Origin of the sequence: Haliea sp. (assembly GCF_040221975.1) — a bacterium.
GTDB lineage: Bacteria > Pseudomonadota > Gammaproteobacteria > Pseudomonadales > Halieaceae > Haliea.
In genome coordinates, this window is record NZ_JAVJWR010000028.1 from 1 (window position 1) to 26,327 (window position 26,327).

A 26,327-nucleotide genomic window follows, 5' to 3' on the forward strand; every position below is an offset into this window, starting at 1 on the left:
CGAGCGATTCCGCGGAGACATTCGTAGCCTGCGGGTGCATGTCCCGCCTTTCCTGGCAGCTACCTGCCAGTTGATCTAGTAAAGACCAAAAAAGCGGGACTGAGTGACTATATCCGCGGAGATTTTCTCCTCCGCCCGCGCGTAGGCGAGATGGTTCGGCAGGGATCCCGCGGAAATTTTTTCTGGTGTCTCTCCCGGGCATGAACCATCGGAGGGGCTCTCTCCATGCAAGCCCTGGCCTGGGCCGGCTTCAGCGCCTGCTCCCTGGGTTACCTGCTGGTCCCTGCCTGTTGCGCCCACACAAGGCCCCGTGTGTTGGTCCCCGCCTGCTACACCCACACAGGAATCAGCCTGCCCCGGCGCACCCTCGGCAACCGCCTCCGGCTTTGCATCCCCACGCTGCAGGAGCTTCCGCGCCACCGCCTGCATGCGCGCCTTCTGCCTTGCCTGCCACTCGTCTTGGCGCGCCTCTGCCAGCGGCCGGACCACAGACTGCACGGCCTTTATCACCAGCTGCCCCTGCTCCGGCGGCAGCATAGCATGCAGAATCCACATGCCGTCCTCGTTCTGGAACCAGTAGAGCTCCCGGGCCAGCTCGCGCATGACTTCGGCGTCCGCTGCGGGCGTGCCGCCACGCCCGGCTGCGTGATCCCCACTGCCGGTAGCGGCATCATCCGCAAACCCGGCAGCATCACGCTCGACCGCCTCATCCGAAGCCCCAGCCGCCGCTATCTCGCCGGGCTCGCAATCCAGCAACCCCGCCAGCCCCGGCTCTGGCACGGGTTCATACCGGCTCACCAGTCTCTCCAGATGCCTCGCGCTGTTCTGCTGAGCCAGGTGCACCATAAAGCCCTCGTTCTCCGGCGTCGCGACGCGGGTGATGGCGCGCACCTTGGAATAGGAGAGGCCGCCCTCGGAGAAGGCGTCATTTACCTCCGGCAGTACCTCCAGCTGCCGCGCCACCCGCACCTTCTCCCGTGCGGCTCCCAGGGTGATGCCGCAGTGGGCCACCAGCCAGTGGGCGCAGGAGCGCATGGTGCCCTGCTCGCGCCAATGACCAGAGCGATCGAACTCGGCAATCAGCCGCAGCAAGCGATGATTTGCCGCATTGATTTGCCCTGAGAGGAAAGTTATCGCCTGCCCCAGCTGCGCCCCGGTCAACCGCTGGGGCGAATCCTCGATAATCGCCGGCATGCCCATGACAAAGCCCTCAATACTGTATGAATACACAGTATATTAGCCACGCCGCAGCAATACCCCAAGGACCGCGTTTCATCAAATGCGGCCACCCTGCGCGGGAGCACAGCCATCAGCACTAGAACTCAAGGAGATACTGCGCCGGTACCGGCTCGGCCACGGCGTGTGCCGCTCCCGCATCAGCCACTGGCGTCTCCAATCCCGACAGCGACAAGCCCAGCAGGCGCACGCCACGCGGCACCGGCAACAGGCCAGCGAGGATACCGTGGGCAACAGCCGCGAAGCTTGCGCGATCCGGAATCGGCGCATCCAGCGAGCGCGCCCGGGTAATCTGCTGGAAATCCGCGAACTTCATTTTCAGGGTCAGCGTGCGCCCCGAGGCTGACTGCCGGGCAATCCGCTCCCAGACGATGTCGATGATCGCATCCAGGGCCGCCACCAGCTCCGCGTCCTGTTGCAGATCCTGCGCCCAGGTACGCTCGCCGCCGATGGACTTGCGCTGCCGGTCCGGACGCACCGGGCGCTGGTCCTCGCCGCGGCTGGCGCGGTACAGGTACTCCGCAGCCTTGCCGAAATGCTGCTGCAGGAAACCCAGGCTCTGCGCCCGCAGGTCGGCGCCGGTGTGGATACCCAGCCGCGCCATGCGCTCCGCCGTGCGCGGCCCGACACCGTAGAAGCGTCGGGCCGGCAGCGTCGCGACAAAGGCGAGAGCGTCCTGGGGCAGCACCACGAACTGTCCGTTGGGCTTGTTCTGGTCGGAGGCGATCTTGGCGAGGAACTTGTTGTAACTGATGCCGGCGCTGGCGGTGAGACCGGTTTCCGCGGAAATCTCCCTGCGGATGTGTTCCGCCACCCGGATAGCGCTGCCCACACCCTGCTTGTCGCGGGTAACGTCGAGGTAGGCTTCGTCCAGCGACAGGGGCTCGATCAAGTCCGTGTAGCGGGCAAAAATCTGCCGGATCTGCTGCGACACCGACTTGTACACCTCAAAGCGCGGAGGCACGAACACCAGCTGAGGGCAGCGCCGTTTCGCGGTGACCGAGGGCATCGCCGACCGCACCCCGAACACCCGCGCTTCGTAGCTCGCCGCCGCCACCACCCCGCGCAGCGCGGAGCCGCCCACCGCGACCGGCTTGCCCCGCAAAGCGGGATTATCGCGCTGCTCGACGCTGGCAAAGAACGCATCCATATCGATATGGATGATCTTGCGGCGCGCTGGCGGGGTCCCGGATTGCATGGCCGGAATGGTAGGCGCGTGCCCGATGGACGGCAAGCGCAATGGGTACCTGCACCCGTTCGACTGGCGCCAACAGGCACAGTGGCAGCAACTCCGGGATGAACTAGCCCTGGGCCTGCGCTGCTGGCGATGGCGGGAGTTGCTACAATACAGTCACAGGTCACTTGACCCAGGCAATGCGATTACCCCATGGAAACGCCCCAGCAACGGAAGATTCGCGAAGCCCTGAACCGGCCCTCCCCCGACGACGAAGGCAGGGCTGCGGACGCCAAGCCGGAGGGTAACACTTCGCTCCAGGCACATGCCCTCGAACACACCGATCCCGACTACATACCGAAAACCCTGACGCCGCATGAGTGGGAGCAGTGGTACGCGGAACACGGTGTGCCCGAATCCCATCGTCGCTCCCGCAAGCCCGGGCCAGCCGCACCCTCACTCTGGCTGCGCGTGCTGCAATTTTTCCGCCGCTCCTGAGGGGCGGGTGTCAGTGGCAAACTTGAATGGCAAGACCTCTCGTGAGGCCTGTGCCAGGCTCATCCGACCGGCTTCATTTCTTTGACGTACAATAGTACATTGAATCAAGAGCTGCTTTAGGAGCACACCATCGCCATCAAGCCCCGCGCCGCCCACGCCCTGATCTGGTCTCTTGCCCTGGTACCGGTTGCCTTTTTCGCAGCTGGCCTGGGAACAGCAGACTTCGCCTCGGCAAGCGCCATCCTCAATATGCTGGGACGGCTGGCCGGGGTGGCCGGGCTCGCATTGCTGCTGTTGGCCGCAGCGCTGAGCGCCCGGGTGCCCGGGGTCGACCTCCCCTTTGGCGGCCTCACCAAGCTCTGGCGCACCCACCACCTCCTGGGTGCGGGTTCGCTGTTGCTGTTGCTGATACATCCACTGCTGCTGGCCTTCGCCGCGTCGGCCTGGGGTCAGGGGCTGGCGTTTGACACGCTGTTCCCGCCACTGGCGGATCGGGCAACCTGGGCCGGTTGGCTGGCGCTGCTATTGATGATGACATTCCTGGCACCGAGTTTTGCTTTCTTCGGCGCCCCCAACTACGAGCGCTGGAAGCGCGTGCATGCGCTGGCCGGGCCCGCGGTCATCCTGGCGCTGATTCATACCTTCCTGTTCAGCCGCACTATGCCGGGGCCGACGGATACCATCATCTGGTCCCTGTTTGCCCTGCTCGGTGTCGGTGCCGTGGGCTGGCGCCTGGTGTTCTCGCGCCGTATCGGCCGCCTGCCCTACACTATCACCCGGGTTGACGCGGTGGCCGACGGAATCGCGGAACTGAGCCTGCGACCGGAAAAAACCCACCTCGCCTATTCCGCCGGCAATTTCGTCTACCTGACTCCCCTGGACCCCGGCCTCGCGGCAGGCCACAGGGAAGAGCACCCCTACACCCTGTCTTCCTCGCCGCTGGAGCCGGAACTGCGCATCGCGATCAAGGCGCTGGGCGATGCCAGCCGCGCCATCCAGACCATTCCCGTCGGTACCCCGGTCACCGTGGAAGGGCCCTACGGTCGTTTCTTCCCCACCGACGCCCGGGTGACCACGCCGGAGCTGTGGGTCGCCGGCGGCGTCGGCATCACTCCCTTCCTGGCCCGCATGCGCCACCTGCGGGCACTGGGCGAGCGTGGCGATATCCACCTGGTCTACGGCGTGCAGGATGAAAGCCGCACAGTCTACGGCGAAGAGCTGCGGCAGTTGGCGGCGGAGATCCCCGGTTGCGCCCTGACTTTCCACTACTACTTCCAGGAGGGCCCGGTGACAGCAGCCTTCCTGGCCACAGCCTGCCCCGACCTCGCCCGCCGCGATGTCTACATTTGCGGCCCACTGGCGCTTAACCAGCTGATCAGGGATCATGTTCGCAAGGCGGGCGTCAGCGCCGACCGTATTCATTCCGAGGAGTTTGAGCTGCTATGAAAAAAGTCGTGTTTGCTACCTTTGTGGCGTTCTGGTCCAGCATTGCCACTATCGCTACGCTGCATGCCATGGCACCCACCGAGGCGCCAGCCGGAACCGGCCAGGAACCGGTGGCGGCCGCAGCGACGACGCCCGGATACACCCTGGAGCAGGTCGCAGGGCACGCGACTCTGGACGATTGCTGGATGGCTATCGACGGCGCGGTGTATGACCTCACAGCCTATGTGCCCAGCCACCCCACCCCGGCCTTTGTCCTGGAGCCGTGGTGCGGCAAGGAAGCGACCGAAGGCATGCGCACCAAGGGCTATGGCCGCGATCACTCCCCCGCCGCCTGGGCGATGATGGAGGAGTACCGGGTGGGGGCGCTGGTGGAGTAGGACCGACGAGACCTGACCTTCACATGTGTGCCAGGCCTGGATTGGTGACGATGAAATCCATGCCCCGCCGCACCCTGATCAGGAACCGCCTGCTCGCTGCCAGCGAGCGCTGTTGCCGCAGCGCGAGCCCGGAATTCGGCGGCACTGGCACCACCGAGTCAACCCGGTTCGGCGACAGCCGCAACCCCTGGAACCTGGAACCTGGAACCTGGAACCTGGACCAGGACAAGGCTGCCTGCGAGGCGGAAGCGGAAGCGGTGAGCCTGTCGGATTCTTTTACAATTGGCAGGCGCCAGGCCTCCCCGAAAACTGGTAACCCATTGTTGCAAAAGGGCAATAAAAATCTGGCCCAGTTATTGCGAAGATTAATAAAAGAAGTACCACATCAAAGGAAATGCAACGAATGAACAGCAAAACATTACTGGGAGCAGCATTCGGAATCGTGGGATTGATCATTTCCACATTCGCCTCGGCATCCATTATCGGTAACCCGGTGGTCGACCGCGCCAACGCAGACCAGTGGAGCAACTTTATCGTTGCACTGACCAGCCAGACATTCACCCACCCGGGTACCGTTGGTAATTGGAGCGTCTGGGCCGCAAACAGCGGCAATCTGGGCCTGCTTGTTCTGGAAGACCTTGGCAGCAATTCATACAGCGTGAAAGGCGCAGACCAGAGAACGGTTTCCGCCGGTCTGAACACGTTCGCGTTCACTCCAAATTCCGGCAGCGCTTCCGTGCAAGCGGGATGGCTACTGGGGCTTTGGATTGGTAGCGCCAAAGTTGACTACAGCAGTGGTGGCCAGAGTGTCGCCTGGTGCAGCCAAAGTGGCTGCTCTAACGAACTGCCCGTTGCAGGGGGAGACACCCTGACGCTCGGCAGTGCATCATTCCCCGGGAGTGGTGGCGGTGCACGAACCTACTCTGTTCAGGCTTCCGTTCCTGAACCCGGCAGCCTTGCCCTTTTCGGTCTCGGACTGCTCGGCCTCGCCATGGGCCGGAAGCGCTGGTCGAGGCGCGCTGCCCCCCTCGCTGCGTAAACGGGTGAATCTCGCAGGGTGTGGCGCTCTCGCCACACCACGATTCACATCCAGCTCAATCGCCCGCCACCAACGTTTTCCTGTCAGCCACAGACTGCCGCATTAGTTTGTGGGGCAGCACATCGCAGGTGGTGTCATAGCCAACCGTGAACAGCCGCTCCTTTTCCGCCCGACCCAGTTTCAGATCAAAGGGCGAGGTATCGCCGGTCTCGATAACAATGGTCGACAACCAGAAGGCCTCATTGATGTATTCGCGGGACAGCGCTGTCATGAAGGTTTGCACCAGCAGCTCGAGATAGTCGCGCAGGGGCAGCATCGACGCCCTTTTTGGTCTACGGCGACCGCCGCCGCTGCTGCGAAGCTTGAAGACCGCCACCGGAGTGCCATCTCCCGCCCAATCCCGCTGCAGCGCTTCTTCGGAAAGAATGCTGCCATCGACCATCAGGTGGTCGCCGTACTCCTTGAAGCTCAGCAGGATGGGTACCGACATGGAAAAGCGCACCGCCAGGGCAACGGGCGTGTCCGGGTGCGTGTGGCGACTGAAGACCACCGGCCGTCCCGATCGCACATCAGTTGCCACCACGTAGTAGTCGAAGTCCAGCTCGGCAAAGGTCATGCCCTGCAGCAGGTCATTGACCCAGGCCTCGAATGTGTTGCCGCTGGAAAGACCGCCTGTCCGCAGCAGTGACAAGATGCTCGGGTCGGCAAAGCTGGAAAGGTCCGTCTCCAGGGTCAGTTTGCGAATCTCCGCCAGCGAATAGCCAAACGCGGCCAGTGCCCCGACAATACTGCCGCCGGAAACGCCCACCAGCGTATCGTAGCTGATGCCCAGCTCCTCTATCGCCTGCAGCGCACCGACATGCGCGGCAAAGCGACCGCCGCCACCGGCCAGCACCGGGACGATGCGAGACTCGTCGCTGCCCTGTGTTGGGACCACGTTTCATTTCCCCTGCTACCTCAATGCACAGAGTATAGCCTGTGACCGAAACAAGGGCAGGATCCCTGTCACATCGCTCCCGGTCGACAAAAAGCATGGACGCGGCTCCACCTCCCACATCCAGCCTGGAGCCATCTCCGGGAACGGTTGCTGTACCAACACTGTTGCCCAGAGATCCAGTGTAGGCACCGTCAGGGGCCAGGACCTCGTCACCTCCACACAGTTCCAGGGATCCAACCCCGTCGTCGCTGGTCTCGATATAGACGACATTACCCGGCGAACAATTTCCAGTGCAGACGGGCGCTGCCACCGATGAGTAACTGGGTACCGCGATAGCAAGCGCAGCAAGAATTCCTCGGTAGACATTGCGGACCCACTTCATTTTCTGTTGGTTCAAACCGTATCTGGAAGCTCGTTCACCTTGTCCACGATAGCTCCGTGGCCCACTCAGGTCATGAACAATATTGGACACACAAGTTGATTTATCAGGGGCAACCACTGCGCCGACGAAACTCCACGAAGATATAACCGATGGTCCGGCGCAATGTCGTCTACATCGAGGCTCAGGTTGCCTGAGTGCGGAGCAGTTCCCTCGAACGAAACAAGTAGATCCGTACGCTGACTCTGTACGCTGACTGAGCGCCGCTACCTTACTGCGGTACGCTCGGGACTCTATTCGGACAGCAAAGCCCCAAAGAGCAACACATAGCCCCTCGCTCTCCGTATCCCGAAGCAGGACAGGCCACACTTCGACCGCTTTGACACCACGCCCGCAGGCCCCGGCCACCGTTTCTTATCAAATTGCGAGCCTGACCAGCAAGGGCTATACCGTGCTCGCGACGCACTCACTAGGGGAACCGTACATGGTGATCGGGCACACACCCGATCAACCTGTCTGCACCGCGCTGCAGCGCGCCATCATCTGCGCCAGTTCTACCTGCTGGCGGAGCAACAACAGCTGGCACACCTGGCCGTGCCTGGGGCCAAGGGCAACGATACCAATATCTGCAACATCTGGTTGGCGCCGTAGTTGCTGGCATGCTGTCAGCCGGGCCAGCTGCTGGACACAGGCTGATACAGCACGTCACCGCCCTGCTCGACGCCACGTGCCGGGCGGGCCGGTCGACGCTGATCTTGGTGCCACCCACCTGAAATTGTCGGTGCTAGAGCACGTTATCGATTGTCTGGGCAGCTCGCGCAGCCGCGGCACCCAGCGCGTCAGCGTGCGCCAGTCACTCGAACCAGTAGTGGGATTCCGCCCCAGCCATTTCCGTCTGACGGGAGGACGAACACCGGAGCAGCTTGTCCATGGCGATATCCCGTTGACCGAGCCAGGGCAAGGTTCCACCCCCTTTCTGGATGAAAAGCGCGGTTGATCCCTGGGCGATCAGCGATAGGGGCGCCCCGTTTCAGCGCAAAGCAGTCAGCTTCAATGCCGACAGCAGCATCGATTTCGTCCCCGGTACGCCGGAGCAGGCACCATCTGCCGCGACCACCGCAGCACCGGCGGTGGCCGCAGCGGACAAGCACCCGACCCTCGAGGTCTCCACCCTTGACGCGAGTCCGGGTGGCTACAGTATGGACAGGCGCAGCGTAACCCCCAGGCCGGTGAAGACAGGAGACCTGATTTGCCTGCGCGGCGATCGCGACAGCCCATGGTAACTTGTGTCATCCGCTGGTCGCGGTAAGAAAAGCCCGAGGGCACTCAGCAGACCGGCATTGTGCTGAAAGCCCCCCAACCGATGGAGAGCTCAAGCTGGGAACAACGCTATTCGAGTAGCGATTCAACTTCCTGCAGTATCGAGGACGGCTCAATTTTCTTACCGTATATTCCAACGGCGATACCCGCTTCAGCATCCTGGTCTGTATCTCCGAGCATGAAGCTTTCAGACATCAGAGGATTCCAGCGCTCAATCAGGCTTATTAACATACCGGTGTTAGGTTTACGGCAATCACACTCCGTGGAAAGCGAGGGCACGGAGCCCTCCGGGTGGTGGGGGCAGTAACGAATATCATCTATATGTGCGCCCAACTCACACAGTTCGCCCGCCATCCAATCGTGGAGCGTTTCCACTGCTGCCGCATCATAGTAGCCTCGAGCAATACCTGCTTGATTGGTGACAATAAACACCAGATAGCCTGCATCGTTCAGCAATTTGATGGCCTCCTTAGCGCCGTCGATCCATTTGAACTCCTCGATCTTGTGCGTGTACCCACCATCGTGGTTCAGTGTCCCGTCTCGATCCAGGAATGCAGCGGGTTTCCTGAGATTGTGCGAGAGATTGGCTCTGGCAGCTTCCAAATCCTCAGGAATTCCAATATCGATAAAAAAGCCCTTATAAGTGCGACCAAGCATGCGGCCCTCGCTCGCAAGCCGGGGAAACACGTCCTGTTCCAGCGAGCAAGGACCTACCTCTATCGCATCGATCATCTGGGCTTTCAGCCAATAGACACCGCTATTTATCAGCCCTGATTGTGGCAGCTTGGGCTTTTCCCGAAACGCTGTTATCAGCGATCCATCAAGATCAACAAATCCATAGCGTGTGGCGCTCTCCACGGCAAGAAGTGCAACACGGCAGAGCCAATCATCAGGTTCACCTTCACGCTGGCAGTTTGACAAATCCAGGTAATTGAAATCAAAAATGGAATCTCCGTTGAGGAGCAGGAACTCATCCTGAAGGTGTTCGCGGGCGTGCCTGAGCGCGCCACCAGTACCCATTGGCGAGGGCTCAACCACAACCTCGATATTGGCTTCGAGTTGCTGCGCGAACGTTGACTCCAATGCGTATTTCTCGTATACAACCTTGGACTGGTAGCCCGCCAGTAGAACGAACTCCGTGAAACCGAAGCGGCGCAAGTTGAGCATGATGTGCTCCACAAAGGGACGGCCACACACCTCAAGCAAGGGCTTGGGTGTGATCCGCACGGCGCTACCTAACCGGGTACCCCTGCCTCCAATGAGAATAGCGGCTTGTTTCACACTTTTCATGAAAATATCTTTCCTACTGGTTTGCAAGTGCTTTATCTATGCACGCTTGCCCTCTACTATCGTGGGGTCAATATAACTGTGCCCTCATGACGGAGCAAGGGCATACCTTGCCGCGTTGATCTGAAAAGAAGCTGAATGAAAAAACTACTGTACTTGGTCCACCGATTGCCTTTTCCCCCGAACAAAGGCGACAAGATTTCCTCGAACAACATGCTCAACTACTTCTCGCAGCATTGGCGTGTACACTTGGGCACTTTTGTCGATGACCCTGAGGATCTGCAATATGTAGATAGGGTCATGGAGAAGTGTGAGGATGGTTGTATCGTAGAATTACCCAGGTGGAAGCGATTGACCGGTAGCGTTCTGGGTCTGATTAGGGGACGGGCATTGAGCTTGAGCTACTACGATAATGTTGAGTTACAGCAGTGGGTGCGCGCCAGTATCAAGCAAGAGTGTCCCGATGCAGTCTTGATTTTTAGCGGCGTTATGGGGCGATTCGTAAAGGGATTACTTCCTGCGCATGTGCCGGTGGTTTTTGATGCCGAGGATGTTGACAGCGAGAAATGGCGCAGTTATGCCCAGGCAAAGCACTGGCCTTTGTCTTGGCTCTACCAGCGAGAGGCAGAGAAACTGCTGGCCTATGAGCGCGAAATGGCAGCCTCTACACATGTCAGTATTTTTGTCTCACGGGAGGAGGCTGCCCTGTTCAAGCAACTTGCTCCCGAAAGTGCAGACAAAGTGCAGTATCGGACACAAGGCGTAGATAGTGCGTATTTCGACCCGGAGCATTACTTTGAGAACCCTTATCAACCCGGGCAGAAAGTGCTGGTCTTTACGGGAGCAATGGATTATCGACCGAATATCGAAGCCGTGAAGTGGTTCTGTGAGCATGTGTTGCAAGCAGTGCTCGCAAAAGAACCAAATTTTCTATTTTGCATTGTCGGGATGAAACCCACCGACGAGGTAATGCAACTAAATAAACTGGCTGGAGTGAGGGTAACGGGTGGCGTCCCGGATGTTCGCCCCTATCTTCACCACGCGTTGGCTGCATGCTTGCCATTACAATTGGCGAGGGGGATTCAAAATAAGGCCCTGGAGGCAATGTCAATGGCATTGCCGATCCTGGCTACACAGGATGCCATGTTGGGTATCATAGACTATCCAGAGACCCTCTCAATTGTGGCTAACGATGCCAATGCGATGATCTCTGCTGCATCGGAACTTCTGGCGCAACCTAGACAAATGAATACGGCAGGTCGTGCTTGTGTGCTGGAACACTACAACTGGGATACAAACTTGCGGCGAATGGAAAAGTATCTGATCAATACCAAGGATGCTCAGTAATGCATGTACTGCACGTACTCGATCACTCCATTCCCCTACAGAGTGGTTATACTTTTCGTACAAAGGCTATCCTGAAAGAACAGCGAGCGCTCGGCTGGAAGACTACACAAATCACTGGCCCCAAGCACAATCCTGGTAAAGCGATCAACCCCATTGAGAAAGTTGACGGGTTTGAGTTTTATCGTTGCCAAGGGTCACAGAGACTGTTCGAGCAACTGCCAGTTGTCGGGCAATGGTCAGTGATAACGGTACTCACGAAACGGTTGCTCGAGATAGCTCGGAAGGAAAAGCCAGATCTGCTACACGCGCACTCGCCGGCACTGAATGGCATCGCCGCAATCAGAGCAAGTCGAGTTCTCGGCCTGCCGGTAGTTTACGAAGTTCGCGGATTTTGGGAGGACGCCGCCGTCAGCCACGGCACCAGCCATGAGGGTGGCCTGCGCTATCGACTGACCCGGGCGATGGAAACCTGGGTTCTCAAGCACGTCGATGCAGTGACATGTATCTGTGAGGGCATACGTCAGGATTTGATCGCACGTGGTATTGCCGCAGATAAAATTACGATCATTCCCAACGCGGTCGATGCCGACCGCTTCCAACCCGTAGGCAAGCGTAATGCCGATATTGAAGAGCGACTGCAATTAACGGGGAAAAAAGTTGTTGCCTTTATAGGATCGTTCTACGCCTATGAGGGTCTTGACCTGCTCGTAGCTGCTATGCCACAACTGTTGCAAGCGCGCTCGGACATCAGGTTATTGCTCGTCGGAGATGGTCAAATTGCCGATGCATTAAAGCAACAGATCGCGCAGCTGGACTTGCAGGATGCCGTTATAATGACGGGCCGTGTTCCATATGAGGACGTCGAGGCTTATTATTCGGTCACGGATGTGCTGGTATACCCGCGAAAATCCATGCGTCTGACAGATTTGGTTACTCCGTTGAAACCACTGGAAGCGATGGCGCAAAAAAGTCTATTTCTCGCTTCAGATGTGGGAGGACACAAGGAGCTAGTGCGTAATGGAGTAACGGGCACCTTGTTCAAAGCCGATGATGTAGATGATCTAGTGAGGTCCCTTTTGGATTTGTTGGATCATGAAGAAAGGTGGCCGGCTATCCGAGAAGCGGGTCGAAACTTTGTTGAAAATGAACGCAATTGGGTGAACAGCGTGGAAAACCTGAAGTCGGTTTATCGGCGCCTGGCGCCGGGAGGCTTTCAGTAATGTTAATCAGGTCAAAGGCACCTCTCAGGCTGGGTCTGGCTGGCGGAGGTAGCGATGTAGCACCGTACTGCGATCTTTATGGCGGCGCGGTACTTAACGCCTCAATCAATCTGAGTTCATATTGTACGATTGAGCCCTGTAACGATGGCACGGTCACATTTACGGCCACAGACCGCGAGGAAACATTTACCGCTCCTTGTGCCGCGCACTTTGCGTACGATGGACTCCTGGATCTGCACAAGGGTGTGTACAATCGGGTTATTCGTGATTTTAATGACGGCGAACCACTCTCGCTGAAGATTTGCACGTATTCGGATGCCCCGGCGGGTTCTGGTCTGGGTTCATCATCTACTATGGTGGTTGCCATCCTGACGGCCTTCGCGGAACTGCTGCACTTGCCTCTCGGGGAGTATGATGTAGCACACCTCGCCTTTGAGATTGAGCGTTTGGACATCGGCCTAAGAGGCGGCGCGCAGGATCAATACGCGGCCACGTTCGGCGGTGTCAATTTCATGGAATTTCACGAGCACAGCCGGGTCACAGTCAACCCACTGCGGATAAAAAAGTGGATTCTGAGTGAGCTGGAGGCCTCCATTGTGCTGTATTACACCGGCGTTTCTCGCTCGTCGGATATGATTATTGCCCAGCAAATCGAGAGCTTTAAATCGGGGCCGGGAAAATCTGTGGAAGCAGTACATCAGCTCAAGCAGGATGCGGGAGCCATGAAGGATGCATTACTGCGCGGCAATATTCGGCGCTTTGGCGAAATATTGGGCCGTAGTTGGGAAACCAAGCGAAATTTGGCAGACAAGATCAGTAACCCACAAATCGAAGAGGTCATGGGTGTTGCGCAAGCAGCAGGTGCCTGGGCCGGAAAAGTCTCTGGAGCCGGCGGTGGCGGCTTTATCATGTTTATTGTCGACCCAGTGGAACGGGTGCGATTGATCAGGACCTTGAATCAACTGAACGGCGATGTCGTTCCTTTTCAGTTTGAACCAGATGGAGCTTGCGCATGGAGCGTCCCGACCTAAATTACGTTGTTAGTGAGCTTCAAGCTTCGGTAGTGGTAAAGCAGCGCATTCTGGCTGACTCCCGGTTAATGCAGCAGATCACGGCCATGGGGCATCTACTAATTGACCGCTACGAGGCAGGTCACAAATTGTTGGTAGCAGGGAATGGCGGTAGTGCCGCTGACGCCCAGCATATTGCTGCGGAGTTCGTCAGCAGATTCAATTTTGATCGCCCCGGATTGCCGGCGCTTGCGCTGACTACAGACACATCCATTCTTACTGCTGTTGGCAATGATTATGGTTACGACCAGCTTTTTAAACGCCAGATAGAAGCCAATGGCCAGAACGGCGATGTCTTCCTGGGCATCTCAACTTCGGGCAACAGCCCGAATATTCTACTGGCGCTCGAAGCAGCGCGTCTCAAAGGCATTACGACTATCGGGCTGACGGGGGAGAGTGGCGGCAAAATGCGCGACCTGTGCGATCACTGCCTCTGCGTGCCAAGCGATAATACGCCTCGGATTCAAGAAGCTCATATTGTCATAGGCCACACGCTCTGCGGGATGGTTGAGCTCGCGTTGTTCGACGATCCACGTTAGGGACCCTCGGAACCACCGTTGATTTCAGCCGCGCGGAGCTTGCAATGGTGAATCCTGGTCAGAATTCGGTTGTACCGCTGCCGCCCACATTGTAGCGTAACCTGTCCAGCTCAACTCGTCGGGGATTCATCTGGGACATCTGGCGAACCCGCAGCCACTGCGGTAACCTGCACCGTTAATGCACCGAAAGCGCAGCCCTCATGAGCAACTTGCCCGTCAGCATACGTATTCCGCCGCAGGACCGGCAGAGGTTTGAACGGTTTGCCACCACTGCCAAGGCGGCCGCCGGCTGGAGTGAGATGCTGCCGATGGGCAATCCGCAGGCGCTCGCCAGCACACTCTGCGAAGCCCTTGACGAGTTCAACCGTACGCCACTCCCCGCCGCGCTTCGCCACGACCTGCTGCTGACCTTGCAACCAGCGATACAACAGGCCATGACGCTGGTCGGTCACAGGCTCGCCAATCAGCCGCTGGAATTGCCCAGGGGACTGCAGGCGCTGGCGAAACTCGCCGACCAACTGGCGGGACTGACCTGCACCGCGTACTCCATCGTCGCCGTGCACACGCTGGACGATCCCGCGAGTGTCGGCAAACGGGATCCGGCACGCATGACAGGCGAATCACTGCAACGGGCGATCCACTTCGCTGCGCAGAAGGTGCTGCTTGCCTACCAGCTGCACCTGCCACTGGAAGCGCGTGTGTGGAATACCCTGCACCAGCTCTACCTGCTCGCCGAGCAGCAACAGCTGGCAGCAATGGCCTTCCCGGGCCCGGACGGCAGGGACACCACCGTCCAGGCGACCTACCTGCTGCCCTTGCTGCTGGCCTGCTGCCAACCGGGCCAACTGCTGCAGGCAGACGTCAACCAGGTGTACCAGGGCCTGGGATACTGGGCACGGCTCTGTCGCCTGTACACGCCCCGCTCCGGCCAGGGTCTGCTGGCCGTGGACCTCGGTGCGTCCGCCCCCCCGACCTACACCGCAACCCTGCGGGTACTCGATACGCTCCGCCATCGACTGCTGGACACCGGGCCACTGGTCACTCACGTGGCTGACCTCATCGAGTCCGCGCGGCAGGCACAGCGCAACGACATCGTGCTCGGCAGCACGCGCCTGCAACTGCCGATACTCGAGCATGTCATAAACTGTCTTGGCAGTGACCGTATTCGTGCTGCCCAGCGCGTCAGCGTACGACAAACACTCGATGCAGCGCCGGGCTTCAGTGCCAGCCACTACTACCTGGCCGGAGAACGAACACTGGAACAACTGACAGGCATTGCCGGGGACCCGGTGGCCAGATCGCCAGGCGGCGCCGAAAACCCCTTCCTGCGCGAGACCGGGAGCATCGATCCCTGGTCGGTCGCCGAGGGCGGCGACCCGTTCCGGGGCTCGGCAGCAGCGATGAATGCGGATGGCAGTATCGAGATGCAGGTTGAGGAAGCCGCCCCCGAGACGATTGCAGCGCCCTCGCCGCCCCCCGCCAGCGTCTTTTCCATCAGCCCCGCCATCGCAGTGGACGCCAGCCCCGGCGGTTACTGCCTGGAGTGGGATTGTGCCCTGAAGAGCTCGCTCAGGAGCGGCGAATTGCTGTGCCTGCGAGGATCGGAGAAGGCACCGTGGCAACTGGGCGTCATACGCTGGGTGCACCAGGAACATGGCAAGAGTGTGCGCACGGGCGTTGAGCTGCTGGGCGGCAACCCCGCTCCCTGGGCGGCGCGGCTGCTGCGCGAAGGCAGCAACAAGACGACAACCGCCAGGGTATTCCTGCTGTCAGCCACAGCCCTGACGGAACATCATGCCACCCTGATAACGCCCCGCAGTGGATTCACCGAAGGCCAGCTGCTGGGGCTGGAGCGCGATGGAGAGCACACCAGGGTGCGGCTGCGGAAGCAGATTGCCATGAGTGCGGGGATGAGGCAGTTCGAGGTGGAGCGGTTGTAGGCGCTGCGTGAGCATTTGCGCTGGAGCACGAACCCCACGCGATGAAAACGCCGGGCAGGCCAAAGCCCCGGAAGCGTCAGTACCGCTCTACCGGGGCCATGGCAGGAGTTATCAGGATTGAATGCTGCGCCGACGACGCAGGAACGCAAGCCCCGTCAAGCCCAGACCAAACAGGCCAAGCATGCCGGGTTCCGGCACTGACGCAGTCGGGAATTGGAATGAGGCCTGATTGCTGTTGCTACCCGTAGCGTTCAGTGCATCAATGGTGAAAATCGATGCGCCGGACACATCGAGAAAATCCAGATTGTATACATCACGCTCGGAGCAGCAATCCGTGCGACCGAAGATCGCGATACTGCTTAGGTCCGTCGAGGACGCCAGCGATGGGGAATATCCGGTCCAACCTGGCGCGTTACAATTTGCTTTCTCATTGGTGGCGGCGGATACTCAACGGGTATCCAGCACAGATAACTAGAGGGAGCAGGGTGCACGATGAATGAATGGATTGACTACATCGGAACAGCAACCGGTACCGCCGGTATCCTGATCTGCGCCCTGGCAGTGGTACTGCGCCTGGGCGGCCAGTTCTATCTGTTGGGCACTGAACTGCGGATGTGGTTGCTGGCCGGCGTCGCCCTGCTGGCCGCCGGCTGTTTCGCAAAGATTCATGTCCTGGTGGCAGAGCAAAGGCGCTGAAACTACGCCCTGGCCAACTGCAACAGCAAGCCGCCCAGCCGTTGCTATGCCGCCGGGTCGGGCTGGCGATACTCGAAAGGGGTGATCACTGCCTTGTGCCAGAGGTGGCGCGCCAGCAGCGGCAGGGGCATTTTCAGGTAATGTGAACGCAGGTAGAGCGCGAACCGGGCAAACCCGGGCCAGCCCCCCTGCCCCGTGACCGCAATCGGCAACAGCGCGCTCGCAAACAATCGATCCATTATCCAGCGCACAGGCGCCACCGGTGCCGCGGATTGCAATCTGGCGGTGACATCCGGCGGTACCGCCAGGTCCAGCAACTGCGCGAGATAGCGCAAAGCGTAGTACAGGACCCGGCTCAACCCCAACTCCGCTGCACGCGCCGGCAGCGCATCCCAGAACCCGGGATCAGCCGCACTCAGTTCCGTCAGCAACAGATACAGGTCGGACAGGTCACGGAAGGCATTGTCGAATTCACCTTCCAGCAGCAGATGCGCCGCGCTGTGCAGCACCCGGTCGCTGGGCGCCAGCACATCGACCCCCGGGAAATCGGACGGGGTAATGCCCGCGGCGAGTGCCTCCGCATCCAGTTTGACCCGGGAAGTCAGTGGCAGCAGGTTGTGATGCACATCCAGGGCGATGCCCCGGGAGCGGTGGATCAACGGCGGAATTTCATGCATCCAGCGGCGATAGTAGGCCTGGTCGTACGCGCTTAACTCTTCGCCAGACCAGCCCTGCCAGCGGAGCAACTGCTCGACCGCATCGATATGGTCACGGGGCACAAAGATATCCACATCGCTGTACAGGCGCCCAAGCCGCGCCCGATCACCGGCGGCCAGGTAGGCGGCCCCCTTGAGCAGGACGGGGCGCACGCCGGCAGGTTTCAACGCCCGCGCGATGTGCTCCACCTCCAGTCTGACATCGTCACTGTGCGCGCGATAGACGGTAAAGGCGCTGTTTAAATGCCAGCGCACCTCAGGTGGAATCCGGTCACCGAGGTCCGCTTCGCGCAGCAGCGCGGCCACCCGCGCCAGCAGGCCCGCTCCCCGTGCCTGTTGCACCAGCAGATCCCACTGCCCGAGATCATACCCGGCGGCGGTGTCCGGCTGCAGCAACACTGCACGCAGGGGGAAATCCACGTTGCTATTCGATTTGTTCACGACTCTACCAGGGCATCCATGGTGGCAAGCGTGTCGTCAACATCGCCACCATTGGGAAACTCGTAACAGCGGCTCTGATCAACCAGGGCAGCCAAGGCCCGGAAAGCCGCCGCACCGAGGATGGAGTAATTGAAGGCGTTGTCTGCCATGCGCATGAAAGCGTCCCCTCGGGGCAGTGGAGCGAGCTTCGCCTGCGCTCCTTCGATAAACCGGGGAAATACGATCAGCGCGGGTGCGGCTGGCTCATCCACTCGAGCAATACTGTCCGGCGGTGGCCGCAGGTGTGCCACGGTGCCCTTGAGCGTATCCGCCACGGCCGGGCTCAAGACGGCCTCCGCCACCGTGCGCTGCACGATCCCGATGGAGGCGTTCTTGAGGCTGACAGGGCGCGGATTCGGGTGCAGCAGACCACTGGCGAGATCGATCAGCGCCAACTCATCGGAGAGCAGGCGCCAGCCTCCACGAGTCGTCAGCAGTGCACAGAGGGTACTCTTGCCGGCACCGGGTGCCCCCGGCAGGATTAACGCCTGGCCGTGCTTTTCCACCACCGCGGCATGAACAATCAGGTACTGATGACAATGGTTGCTGACGCACCAGTTCAGGCCCCATTCAAGCAGCGGGTAGGCATGGGCCAGCGGCAATGGTGCGAACGGCAGTGCCCCGTTAAGTGAAAACAGTGCCTGCGGCCGGTACCAGCGACGCAGTCCCGAAGCCGGCTGTACGCGCACGGTGAAATCGGCGAAGGCGGGATCCAGCCTGTCGCTATCCGCGTAAAGTTTGTGAACGCCGTCCGCGACATTGGCAAGCGGGGACATCAAGCGAACCGAGAAACGCCCGGCGCGAAGCACCACACCTTCTCCACCCAACTGCGCGGCAAATTCCTGCGCCGGTAGCTCCGCCAGCCTCATTCGCAGGCGCTGATCAGATGTTGCTGTTCAAGCGCCACCAGAACCGATTGCAGCTCCTCCACACCGACCAGGGTACAATCCTCGTCGAACCCAGCTGTCGTTCTCAGGCGCTGCAGAATATCCCCTCCGGCCAGTCCATGCGGCTCGCAGAGCAGTATGGCAAATACCGCTCCTGCGGGGTCGGGGAGGTAGGCGGTGGACTTGTCACGGGCATTGAACACTGCGACACCCTCGGGAAAGCGGTGCGTCACCAGAGCCTCGGTGACGCGCGGCTGCCACAAGGCAGCGGCTGCAGTCACGGGAAATCAGTGATAGGTCTGTTCAATGAAGGCCTTGAGGTCAAACCCATCCATCCGGATCGTGGCGCCTTTCACGGTGGTGTAAGACGAGTAACCGTAGAACGTTGCCCGGTACAGGCCGATGACGTCTTCTGTGGCCATGTAGCCGGGAATGGTCGTTGAATTCAGAAGTGCGGCGACCACATGAAACTCCAGCGACCCTGAACGTTCGAGCAAGACATCGTGCAGGGTGCCAAAATGGTCGTTGACGCCGAAAACGTCAAAGAAGAGGGTTCCTGGGGGATCAGCAAAAGTATCTACACTTCTGGACTTCTTGGCCGATTTCTCAGCCGATTTTGCGGCGGGGCTGGCATTACCCTCTTGCCGGGGGTTCGGAGCGAATGGCAGCCATTGAGCCCGGCTGCCATCACCTTTACCCGCATCCGGAGTCTTCCACGCACCGGGGCTGAGACCACCACAAGCGGCCTCATGCCGGCGAATCCCGGATGGGTTGTTGGGCGAGTAGGATACGAAGCCCGAGGGAGTGCACACAGCCCCGAAGGCCGGCCGGCTTGCCAGCGACAGGATCACCGGTGCGGCAAGGCCAGCGCCGGTAAAGCGGCGGCGCGAAAGCTGGCTGTCGGCCCCGCCAGCCACCGGCTCCTGCGCCCCTGATTCCTGGGTTTGCTTGTCGGTCGTCTTTTTCATGACTAACTCTCTTGCCCTTGGCGAACAGCCGCCTCGGCACATTACTGGCAATTTCTATGCCTTACCGTATAACCTTTTGTTTTTACATACTTTTCTGTATACACACCACCCTTGACGCCAGTGCCTGTACAGTACCTCTGTAAAAATAGTCGACGCAATGTACAGTCTTGCAGGAAAACCGGAGGTTGGCCAGCCCACCACGCTGGAATTGCGACCAGCATCACGTTTCATCGGACTGGCTTGCCCCGGCTCTCTCGGGTACGCGCCACTGCCGGAAAAAAAGTGCGAACATTCCGCGCAGCCCATGATCCCATTTAACAGCAGTCGCGACGATCGCAGCGGCGTGAATCGCACCACCCCCGTCGCGTCCCGAGTGCTATACCGACCCGGTGTTCACCGCAATGCAAGCTCCCTGAAAGGACGTCACGGTCAGCTCTTGCGGTTACCGGGAAGCCGGGACAGAGCCACCAAACCCAAGCCCAGCAAAAACAGCGTGCCCGGCACCGGAACCGGATTGACTACAGCACGCGGCGCCACGACCACGTTGTCCAACTGGATACGAGTGCCAACTCTCGTGTTGCCTGGTTCGGCCAGCATGAACCGCACCGTACCGTTACCAGACCCGGTAACCAAATCAACCAGCGAGATCGAGCCGCTGTAAACCAAGGGTGCGTTGAAGGAAGCCCCCGCACTCGACTCGGACAGCAGCAACTCCGTCACCGCCCCGGAAGTCGATGCGTAGGTCAGCTCCACCCCGAAAAAGTCTGGAGTATCCGGCGTGCCCGTTTGCCACTGGTAATCAAAGCTGATGCCGAGACTACCTGTGCCGGCGAGAATGTCGAATGACTGCTCGAAGACTGCCACCCCGGAAGGGCCGGGACGACCGACATGGGCCGTGCCTGCTACCCAGGTCACGCCAGTCGTGGTGATGGGGTTGATCGTCCAGCCTGAAAGGTCGCTGTCGAATCCGGGGTTGACCAACAAATTGGCGTGGACAGAGCCACACAACAATAGCGCCGCACCGCCAGCGGCCACCCGATTCCATACCCCTGTCATCATCTTCATATTCCACAACTCCATTGCCGGAAGCTTCCCACACGCTCTGCGGGCTCATCCGAAACATCTTGGTTTCGACAAGCTTATAACAAGCACATTCCAGGCCATCCCATATAATTTTTCTATTTATCAGTAAGTTATGAATCCACTTTCTCTGGAAACTCTTCTCGCAATAGGCGTTGTGTAAAAAAAGTTGACTCCGGGTTTCAGGCTGCCTTCATCGCCACAACGGCCCCGGCCACCAGTGAATCGGGAGCAGCGCAACGGCCCCCGCACGGCATTTCGGCCAATGGCGATTAATCCTGCAGCTCCGCCAGTAACTCACGAGCCTTTGCCTGTTCAGGGAACGCCGGCGCAGCCACCAGTTCCCTCAGAATGGTCACCGCCTCCGCGTTATCTCCCGCCGCCGCCAGGATTTGCGCCCTGTGGTAGCGGAACTGCGGGTACTCGGGCGCGGCATCCAGAGTCTTCTGGTTGACTGCCAGCGCTTCACTGTGATCACCACGCTCCAGCAGGATCATGGCGTGAGTATCCAGGACCGCGACATTGCCCGGAGCCGCCTGCAGGGCTTCCTGCACGAGCTCCAGAGCGCGCTCGGTGTTCTTTTCCCGATAGGCCCAGGCCAGATTGTTCAGCGCCACCACATCCCTGGGCGCTATCCCGTGCAAGGTTTCATAGACACGCACGGCATCGTCATCGCGGCCCTGGCTCGAATACAGGGTGCCCAGCTGGTTCAATACCAGGGCATCCTGCGAATTCTGCACCAGCCAGTCCTCAAGCAAGGCATAGGTTTCATCCCGCTTGCCCTGTTGCCACAGCGCCGTGGACAGGAACACCACGCCGTTGCTGTTGGGCTGCGCGGCATTTGCCTTGCGCAGCAGTTCCTCGGCCGCGGCGAAATCACCCTGGGTCAACGCCAGGCGACCTCGTGCCAGGTCGAGCTGGGCCGGTGGCACTACCCCTTCGGGCAGCAGGGCCAGCTGCTCGCTGGTTTCGGCCAGCTTGTTCTGCTGCAATAGCACTTCCACCAGCAACTTGCGGGAATCAACGTCACGCGGCTGCAGCTCCAGTGCCTTGCGCAGCCAGTTCTCGGCCGCGGGCAGGTCACCGTTGGCGCGCTCGGCCTGGGCCGCCAGGCGCAGGGCCCGGACGTTGTCGGGCAGCAACTCCACCAGGCGACGGCCGGCGTTCACCGCGGCGCCCGGCTGCTCCACCGCGATGAAGGCGCCGACCAGCAGCTGGTGCAGGCGCGGGTCACTATTGTGCTCTTCCCGCACTTCGGTCAGCAGGCGCACGGCCTCCCCGGGACGCTGCTGCTGGAAATGGTGCCGCGCCAACAACAGGCGCGGCTCCAGCGTCCGCGGGTGGGCAGCCACCGCCCGCTCCAGCACCTTGACCATATCCTCGGTTTCACCGCGACGCTCATGTACCGCCGCCAGGTTCATCATCGACTGCAGGTCATCCGGTTGCGCCGTCAGACCCTCGTTGAGGATATCCAGCGCTGCACCCGAGTCATCATCCTGCATCGCCAGGGCCGCCAGCCCCTGGCGGGCCTGGGTGTTGCCCGGGTCCAGCGCCAGTACCTGCCGGAACTGCTCCCCGGCACTGTCACGGTCACCTTCCGCCAGGGCCAGCTGGGCGCCCAGCAGGCCGGGCAGCGGGCTCTCCGGCGCGGCGGCGCGGAATGCCTCCAACTCGATCGATGCTGTCTCGCGGTCGCCATCGGCGACATGGGCACGTACCAGCCGGTAGCGAACCTCGGTATTCTCCGGGTCGAGCTCGCGCGCGGTTTCCAGCGCCGCCACCCCGGGCCCGGTATCGCCTGCGCGCACCAGGGCAGTGCCCAGCTCCATGTGTACGGCGGCTGAATCCGGGGTGACGCCGGCCAGATCCTGGTACACCTCGGCACTGGCAGCGTGCATGCCCTGGGCCGTGAGGGCCAGGGCCAGCAGGTTCATGGTCGGCACGTTCATCGGCAATTCCTCCAACAGGCGGCGGGCAAGGGTTTCGGCGCGCTCCGGTTCACCCATTTGCAGGTGTACCGCCGCCAGCATCTGGCGGGCATTGATGTTACGGGGCTGGGAGGCCAGGAAGCGCGTCAGGTGGCTCTCCGCCGTCGCCAGGTTACCTTCGCGGAAGTTGGCGTTGGCTGCCAGGTAGATACTCGGCAAGTGATCCGGCGCCACGTTCAGCACCTTGGCCAGTTCTTGCAGGGAACCTTCAACATTGCCGCCCTCCAGCATGATTCGTGCCTGGGCGTAGTTGACCCCCGGGTGATCGGGGATGATCTGTTCGAGCTTTTCCAGCTCCTTGCCGGCCTCCTCGTGCTTGCCCTGCTCGACCAGGGTGGCAACCAGCCCGAGCCGATCGTTGAGGCGAAAATGGTTGAGCTTGCTCGCCGTCGCGAAAGCCGCCTCAGCAGTGGCAAAATCACCCCGGGCCTGCTTGAGGCTGCCGTACAGGCTCCAGGCTTCCTCAAACTCGGGATGGCTTTCGGTCAGGGCCTTGAGGATCGCCTCGGCGTCTGCGATCTCGCCCGTATGACGGACAGCGACAAAGGCCTGGGCAAGGCGCACCTGAGGATCTTCCGGCGCCAGCTCCAGGGCCCGCGACAGGGTATGTTCGGCGGTGAAGGTATCGCCAGACTGGGCCTGGGCCCGCGCCACCAGAGCCAGCCAGGCGGGCTCGTCGGCAAGGTAGGCAAAACCGGTATCCTCGTGGAGATCGACCAGCTTCTGCGCATCACCGGCTCCCAGCAGGGCTTCCGCGTAGAGAACTGCTACCGCCGGGTCCTGGGCAGACTCCAGGGACTTCTCGAACTCCACAGCGGCCTCTGCCAGCGCCCGCTGGCGCAGGTATACCTGGCCGAGCAGCCTGCGCCCCTCGGCACTGCGGGTGTCCTGTTGCAGCGCGGTCTTGGCGTCGATCTCCGCGGCATTCAGCTTGCCTTCGGCAAAAGCGTCAGTAGCGCGCGCCAACAACTCATCGTGGGACAGGGGTTTGGAGCAGCCCGCCAGCGCCAGGCTGATCGCGAGGGGTAGCCAGAGCTTGCGGCCGGGAAACGTTGGCATGAAAGGCCTCTTGTATGAAAGAAAACACTATAGCACTTTAGGCCAGACTGGCCTTGGGGCCAAGCGCTGGAACGTGCGTGGTTCACAAATCGAGCAGGCGACAGGGCTGAACGGTGGGGGTCAGAACCAGCGGCGCAGCTCCACAAACACGCGGTCGCTGTTGTCGTACTGGCCGAACAGGCCGATGCTGTCGCCGCCGAACAGGTCGGCGCCGAAGCGCAGGCGCCAGGCCTGGGTCAGATTCCAGCTGACGCTGGGCTGCAGTGACCAGTCGCTGCGGTTGAGGCCGGTCAGGTACAGCACTTCCGCCTCACCGCTGTCGCCGAAGCGCCGGTTCAGCAGCAGGGTCAGGCCGGTTTCGTCGGCATCGAAGCCCATGGCGCGGTCGTGGTCGAAGACATGGCGGCCGTAGAACTGGGCGTCGAAACGCCAGTCGCCGCGGGGAATCATGACGCCCAGTACGTAGTCGACGGCGTCGCTCTCCTGCAGGCCAAAGCGGGCGGCCGGGTCCAGCGAGAGGAAGCTGCGCCCGCTGGTGTACACCGCCTCCCCCTTCAGCACAAAGTCGCGCCAGCCCTTGGAGAAGGTGGCGCCGACCTGGCGGATACGGTCGTGGCGCAGCTCCAGGCCCGCGTCGGTGCGGTACAGGGTCGGTGCCACATCGCTGCTCTGATAGTAGAAACCGGAAAGATCCCAGCCATCGACAAGGTAGGAAAACCGTCCACCCAGGCCGTGGTTCGAGGGCTTGCTGCGGCTGGGGGTGATTTCACGCACCGGGGTGCCCGCGGGCACCGGGAAAGGGTAGAAATCGGCACCGGGCTTGCCGATCTCGTCATAGCTGGGATACGGGACCCAGAGCAGCTCCAGGTGGGCATCGCCGGCAAAGCGCTCGGCGCGTACCGCCCACTGGGGAATGCGCATGGTCTCGAATTCCTCCAGGAAGAACTCGCGGGTGTCGCGGGCGGAGACCACATCCGCGAGGAACAGTCCCACCATTTCCCCCCACACCACATGCTGGCGGCCGAGTCGGAACTCCCAGGCCCCGGCGCCGAAGTCCAGGTAGGCCTCGCGCACACTGAAGTCGCTGCGCTGGTCGCGGCGCACAGCGGACGGATAGAAGTTATCCTCCACGCTGTAGGCGCCGTCGCCCTCCATGCGCCCGGACAACTTGAAGCGCGCGCCCCAGTCCAGGCGCCCGGTCAGCCCCAGTTCCAGCCGCGCCCGCAGCTTCGACCAGTGCTCGGGATCAGCAGTGTTCCAGGCTGCGGCCAGTTCACCGTAGCCCCGCACGTGCAGGTCGCTGACGGCCGGCTGGGGCTCACCCGCTGGCACTGCTGCCGCGGCGGGTTCGGGTCTGGGCGCCGGCCTCGCCGGGCGCGATATCGGGCGCACAGGTTCCCTCGCGGCGGCCAGGGTAGCCTCCGGCGGCGGCGCGGAAGCCGGGGCTGACGCGGCAGCCGCTGCAGTATCTGCCGCAGGCGGGTCTACGGCGCCATGGTAGAGATCCACCACCAGGCGGTGGCCCGCATCGCCGTCGGGGTCAAGGACAAATGTCTTCCGCTGCACGTCCTCCCGGGCAAGGTCCAGGACCAGGCGCAGGCCGGTATCCGCATGCATGCCGGTGCGCAGGCGCGCTACCGGCGTGGCCGCGAACAGGTCCGGCGATACCGGTCCCGCCAGCCGGGTGTCCCTGAGGTCGATCACGATACGCGCGGGATCACTGAGGCTGAACACGTGGTAGGTGGCGGGCTCGCTGAGATCCACCACCAGCCGGGTCCGGTCCGGCTCCCGACCCACCCGCAGCTCTGCGTCAATTGCCGCCAGCGCCGATGGCGCGGCCAACAGCACCGGCACCAGTGCCGGCAGAAGCGAATGCAGCGCGCGCCGGGGCGGCGTGTGCCAGATGCTCACTGGGCGGCTCCGGCCAGCTCGGCAGCATTGGTTTCCAGGGCCCGGATGCGCCCATCTTCCATGTGCACCAGGCGATCGGCCATGGTCATCACGTGCTGGTCATGGGTGGAAAAGATGAAGGTGGTGCCGGCAGTACGATTGATGTTCTGCATCAGCTCCAGAATGCTGCGGCCGGTCTCGCGGTCCAGGTTGGCGGTGGGTTCATCCGCCAGGACCACCCTGGAGTGAGTGGCCAGGGCGCGGGCAATCGCCACCCGCTGACGCTGGCCGCCGGACAGCTGGTTGGGACGGTGGCTGGCATAGCGGGTCAGGCCCACCACCTCGAGGTAGTGAGCCACCCGCTCCCGGCGCTCGGCCCGGGTCAGTTCCGGCAGTTGCAGCAGGGGATAGTCGACATTCTCCCGGGCGGACAGCACCGGCAGCAGGTTGAAGTTCTGAAAAATGAACCCGAGCGTGCGGGCGCGTACATCCGCCAGCTGGTCCGGCGTCTTGCCGGATACATCGTGGCCGTCGATGAATACCCGCCCTGCGCTGGGATTGTCGATGCAGCCGATGATATTCAGCAGCGTCGATTTGCCGCTGCCGGAGGGGCCGGCGATGGCCAGAAAGGACCCGGGCTCGATTTCCAGCGAGACATCGCGCAGTGCCTCGACCACCTGCTCGCCCAGGGGGTATCTTTTGGAGACCTTTTCTACCTTTACAATCGCCATCGTGCAGAGCCAGAATGAATTGA

Annotated in this window: 25 protein-coding genes; 12 read left to right on the forward strand and 13 right to left on the reverse strand. The window is 61.1% G+C overall.

The genetic code is table 11. The annotated features are described in order from the left end of the window. Positions 1–75: 75 nt before the first annotated feature. Together RLO07_RS11425 and dinB are read right to left on the reverse strand one after the other, a co-directional pair. Entirely contained in the window at positions 76–1,230 is a 1,155-nt protein-coding gene (locus RLO07_RS11425; RefSeq protein ID WP_462292278.1) for a DUF222 domain-containing protein, read from the reverse strand. Between the two features lie 85 nt (positions 1,231–1,315). After that, positions 1,316–2,470 (reverse strand): DNA polymerase IV, encoded by a 1,155-nt coding sequence (gene dinB, locus RLO07_RS11430; RefSeq protein WP_462292279.1) that lies wholly within the window; start codon positions 2,468–2,470, stop codon positions 1,316–1,318. Positions 2,471–2,623: 153 nt separating this feature from the next. On the opposite strand from dinB, the gene RLO07_RS11435 reads away from it, so the two are divergent. The 5 genes from RLO07_RS11435 to RLO07_RS11455 all read left to right on the forward strand — a co-directional run bounded on the left by RLO07_RS11435 (position 2,624) and on the right by RLO07_RS11455 (position 5,770). Beyond that, positions 2,624–2,908, forward strand: a complete 285-nt coding sequence (locus RLO07_RS11435) for a hypothetical protein (protein ID WP_462292280.1) — start codon at positions 2,624–2,626, stop codon at positions 2,906–2,908. Between the two features lie 249 nt (positions 2,909–3,157). After that, the gene (locus RLO07_RS11440) at positions 3,158–4,354 is read left to right on the forward strand and encodes a ferredoxin reductase family protein (RefSeq protein ID WP_462292281.1); all 1,197 of its coding nucleotides are present in this window, start codon (positions 3,158–3,160) and stop codon (positions 4,352–4,354) included. Beyond that, positions 4,351–4,731 carry a cytochrome b5 domain-containing protein gene (locus RLO07_RS11445; RefSeq protein WP_462292282.1) on the forward strand — a complete coding sequence of 127 codons (381 nt, stop codon included), beginning with the start codon at positions 4,351–4,353 and terminating at the stop codon, positions 4,729–4,731. Before RLO07_RS11440 ends, RLO07_RS11445 begins: the two co-directional genes overlap by 4 nt. Before the next feature lie 50 nt (positions 4,732–4,781). Continuing rightward, positions 4,782–5,138 (forward strand): hypothetical protein, encoded by a 357-nt coding sequence (locus tag RLO07_RS11450; RefSeq protein ID WP_462292283.1) that lies wholly within the window; start codon positions 4,782–4,784, stop codon positions 5,136–5,138. Next, a complete protein-coding gene (locus RLO07_RS11455) occupies positions 5,135–5,770 on the forward strand; it encodes a PEP-CTERM sorting domain-containing protein (RefSeq protein ID WP_462292284.1) in 636 nt (211 codons plus the stop codon). The genes RLO07_RS11450 and RLO07_RS11455 overlap by 4 nt, the downstream gene beginning before the upstream one ends. 55 nt (positions 5,771–5,825) lie before the next feature. Here the strand turns inward: RLO07_RS11455 and RLO07_RS11460 are convergent, their stop codons facing one another. Then, on the reverse strand, positions 5,826–6,707 hold the full coding sequence (locus RLO07_RS11460) for a patatin-like phospholipase family protein (protein ID WP_462292285.1): 882 nt from the start codon (positions 6,705–6,707) through the stop codon (positions 5,826–5,828). Positions 6,708–8,066: 1,359 nt separating this feature from the next. On the opposite strand from RLO07_RS11460, the gene RLO07_RS11465 reads away from it, so the two are divergent. Next, complete coding sequence (locus tag RLO07_RS11465) at positions 8,067–8,369, forward strand: hypothetical protein (RefSeq protein ID WP_462292286.1); 303 nt, start codon at positions 8,067–8,069, stop codon at positions 8,367–8,369. Between the two features lie 106 nt (positions 8,370–8,475). Here the strand turns inward: RLO07_RS11465 and RLO07_RS11470 are convergent, their stop codons facing one another. Continuing rightward, positions 8,476–9,696 carry an HAD-IIIA family hydrolase gene (locus RLO07_RS11470; RefSeq protein ID WP_462292287.1) on the reverse strand — a complete coding sequence of 407 codons (1,221 nt, stop codon included), beginning with the start codon at positions 9,694–9,696 and terminating at the stop codon, positions 8,476–8,478. A gap of 135 nt (positions 9,697–9,831) precedes the next feature. On the opposite strand from RLO07_RS11470, the gene RLO07_RS11475 reads away from it, so the two are divergent. From RLO07_RS11475 to RLO07_RS11495, 5 genes are all read left to right on the forward strand, one after another. Continuing rightward, positions 9,832–11,040 (forward strand): TIGR03087 family PEP-CTERM/XrtA system glycosyltransferase, encoded by a 1,209-nt coding sequence (locus RLO07_RS11475; RefSeq protein WP_462292288.1) that lies wholly within the window; start codon positions 9,832–9,834, stop codon positions 11,038–11,040. After that, positions 11,040–12,260 carry a TIGR04063 family PEP-CTERM/XrtA system glycosyltransferase gene (locus tag RLO07_RS11480; RefSeq protein ID WP_462292289.1) on the forward strand — a complete coding sequence of 407 codons (1,221 nt, stop codon included), beginning with the start codon at positions 11,040–11,042 and terminating at the stop codon, positions 12,258–12,260. Before RLO07_RS11475 ends, RLO07_RS11480 begins: the two co-directional genes overlap by 1 nt. Further along, the gene (locus tag RLO07_RS11485) at positions 12,260–13,291 is read left to right on the forward strand and encodes a GHMP family kinase ATP-binding protein (protein WP_462292290.1); all 1,032 of its coding nucleotides are present in this window, start codon (positions 12,260–12,262) and stop codon (positions 13,289–13,291) included. Before RLO07_RS11480 ends, RLO07_RS11485 begins: the two co-directional genes overlap by 1 nt. Continuing rightward, a complete protein-coding gene (gmhA, locus tag RLO07_RS11490) occupies positions 13,273–13,869 on the forward strand; it encodes a D-sedoheptulose 7-phosphate isomerase (RefSeq protein ID WP_462292291.1) in 597 nt (198 codons plus the stop codon). Before RLO07_RS11485 ends, gmhA begins: the two co-directional genes overlap by 19 nt. A gap of 200 nt (positions 13,870–14,069) precedes the next feature. After that, on the forward strand, positions 14,070–15,809 hold the full coding sequence (locus RLO07_RS11495) for a hypothetical protein (protein WP_462292292.1): 1,740 nt from the start codon (positions 14,070–14,072) through the stop codon (positions 15,807–15,809). A 111-nt stretch (positions 15,810–15,920) separates the two neighbouring features. Here the strand turns inward: RLO07_RS11495 and RLO07_RS11500 are convergent, their stop codons facing one another. Beyond that, positions 15,921–16,097 carry a PEP-CTERM sorting domain-containing protein gene (locus tag RLO07_RS11500; protein ID WP_462292293.1) on the reverse strand — a complete coding sequence of 59 codons (177 nt, stop codon included), beginning with the start codon at positions 16,095–16,097 and terminating at the stop codon, positions 15,921–15,923. Positions 16,098–16,301: 204 nt separating this feature from the next. Between RLO07_RS11500 and RLO07_RS11505 the strand changes: the two genes are divergently transcribed. After that, positions 16,302–16,505, forward strand: coding sequence for a hypothetical protein (locus tag RLO07_RS11505; protein WP_462292294.1), 204 nt, complete (start codon positions 16,302–16,304; stop codon positions 16,503–16,505). A 44-nt stretch (positions 16,506–16,549) separates the two neighbouring features. Here the strand turns inward: RLO07_RS11505 and RLO07_RS11510 are convergent, their stop codons facing one another. From RLO07_RS11510 to RLO07_RS11545, 8 genes are all read right to left on the reverse strand, one after another. Beyond that, on the reverse strand, positions 16,550–17,662 hold the full coding sequence (locus tag RLO07_RS11510) for a nucleotidyltransferase domain-containing protein (RefSeq protein ID WP_462292295.1): 1,113 nt from the start codon (positions 17,660–17,662) through the stop codon (positions 16,550–16,552). Continuing rightward, positions 17,659–18,570: an HprK-related kinase A gene (locus tag RLO07_RS11515; RefSeq protein ID WP_462292296.1), complete on the reverse strand. Its 912-nt coding sequence runs from the start codon at positions 18,568–18,570 to the stop codon at positions 17,659–17,661. The genes RLO07_RS11510 and RLO07_RS11515 overlap by 4 nt, the downstream gene beginning before the upstream one ends. Further along, positions 18,567–18,869: a hypothetical protein gene (locus tag RLO07_RS11520; RefSeq protein ID WP_462292297.1), complete on the reverse strand. Its 303-nt coding sequence runs from the start codon at positions 18,867–18,869 to the stop codon at positions 18,567–18,569. Before RLO07_RS11520 ends, RLO07_RS11515 begins: the two co-directional genes overlap by 4 nt. A 6-nt stretch (positions 18,870–18,875) precedes the next feature. Continuing rightward, a complete protein-coding gene (locus RLO07_RS11525) occupies positions 18,876–19,556 on the reverse strand; it encodes a hypothetical protein (RefSeq protein WP_462292298.1) in 681 nt (226 codons plus the stop codon). Positions 19,557–19,985: 429 nt separating this feature from the next. Further along, positions 19,986–20,621, reverse strand: coding sequence for a PEP-CTERM sorting domain-containing protein (locus RLO07_RS11530; RefSeq protein WP_462292299.1), 636 nt, complete (start codon positions 20,619–20,621; stop codon positions 19,986–19,988). A 287-nt stretch (positions 20,622–20,908) separates the two neighbouring features. Next, a complete protein-coding gene (prsT, locus tag RLO07_RS11535) occupies positions 20,909–23,683 on the reverse strand; it encodes an XrtA/PEP-CTERM system TPR-repeat protein PrsT (RefSeq protein WP_462292300.1) in 2,775 nt (924 codons plus the stop codon). 120 nt (positions 23,684–23,803) lie between these two features. Beyond that, positions 23,804–25,594: a DUF1302 family protein gene (locus RLO07_RS11540; RefSeq protein ID WP_462292301.1), complete on the reverse strand. Its 1,791-nt coding sequence runs from the start codon at positions 25,592–25,594 to the stop codon at positions 23,804–23,806. Beyond that, positions 25,591–26,304 (reverse strand): ABC transporter ATP-binding protein, encoded by a 714-nt coding sequence (locus tag RLO07_RS11545; RefSeq protein ID WP_462292302.1) that lies wholly within the window; start codon positions 26,302–26,304, stop codon positions 25,591–25,593. Before RLO07_RS11545 ends, RLO07_RS11540 begins: the two co-directional genes overlap by 4 nt. Positions 26,305–26,327: the final 23 nt, after the last annotated feature.